Annotated in this window: 2 protein-coding genes; both read right to left on the bottom strand. The window is 42.6% G+C overall.

Annotated elements, in window-relative coordinates; genetic code table 11:
* Positions 1-716: acetate/propionate family kinase (locus GMD6S_RS09180; RefSeq protein WP_000167799.1), on the bottom strand; the 716-nt coding region annotated here is incomplete at its 3' end.
* Positions 717-766: 50 nt separating this feature from the next.
* The coding region (locus tag GMD6S_RS09175) for a class I SAM-dependent methyltransferase (RefSeq protein ID WP_000629270.1) at positions 767-1,327 on the bottom strand (561 nt) is incomplete at its 5' end.

Below are 1,327 nucleotides of genomic sequence, written 5' to 3'. Positions count from 1 at the left end.
CGAGTTCCCATCATCACACCTCCAAGTGGTGTGAATCCCATAGAAGTATCCACAGACTTCCCACCCTTAACAGCTGTGATAGAAGCCCCGTTACCAATATGGCAGGTAATCAATTTCAAATCTTCTAGAGGACGGCCCAAAAGTTTCGCTGCTTCTTCTGCGACAAACTGGTGGCTTGTCCCGTGGGCACCATATTTACGAACCTTGTTGTCTGTGTAGTATTTAGTTGGTAGAGGGTAGCGATAAGCCTTCTCTGGCATGGTTGTGTGGAATGAGGTATCAAATACGACAACACTGGTAATATCTGGCAGCAATTCCTTAAATGCGCGAATTCCAGCTGCGTTAGCTGGATTGTGAAGAGGAGCCAACAGTCCCAATTCCTCAACTTTTTCTAACACATCTCCCTCAACAACTGTTGATTCCTTGAAATATTCACCACCTGCAACGACGCGGTGGCCGACACCTGTAATTTCGTCGTACCCTTTGATAATGTCAAAACGAATCAAGTCATCTAATAAAATTTTAACGGCTTGTGTATGGTCTTCAATATCAAGAATTTGTTGCTCCGAACGACCGTCAAATTTTACTGTTGAGATCGAATCCTTCAAGCCAATACGTTCAATCAAGCCTTTCGCCAATACAGTTTCTTCTGGCATTTGGTATAGTTGCCATTTCAAGCTTGAGCTTCCTGCATTGATTGCAATTGTTTTTGTCATAAGATGATACCTCTTTTTAAGCGTTTTCATCTATTATAACAAAATCTCTTTTATATTTCAGTACCTTTGCTCCAATTTTGAAAATTTTCTTTAAAGGTCAACAAAACTGACGGATCTTGCAAGCTAGTAAGAGGGTAGACAAAGGGTTCTATTTCCTTGTCTCTTTTCTTCTGTAAGACAAAAATACTTTTAGCTTGGCTTGCAGTTGAGAAAATATCCTCTGGCAGAGCGATGATAGCAGCCAGACTCACTTCGTCTTTGAGCCACCCTTTTAATGAGTCACTTTGAGGGCTGGTCAATAAATCACTCGGAGCTAGAAAAATAGCATAGCCATTTGACTTAAGGTACTTGAAGCCTTGTTCCATCAGCAAATGGTGGGCATAGGTATGCTCTTGACTAGAAGCCACTTGATAGCGAGAAGCGATGGCATCGTCTGGGTAATAGCCTACAGGCAAGTCGCTGATGACCACGTCGCTTTCTTTAAGCATTTGCGGACGAACGGCATCTCCTTGGACAAAACCAGCCTGCAAACCAATCACATCTGCCATACTGGCTGCCAAATCAATCAGCAAGTCATCCACTTCGATTCCCAAGTAATCTACTTTTTTAGC

This window comes from Streptococcus sp. GMD6S (genome assembly GCF_000297015.1).
Note: the sequence above shows the minus strand (reverse complement) of the source record. Positions and strands in the feature narration are given on the sequence as shown.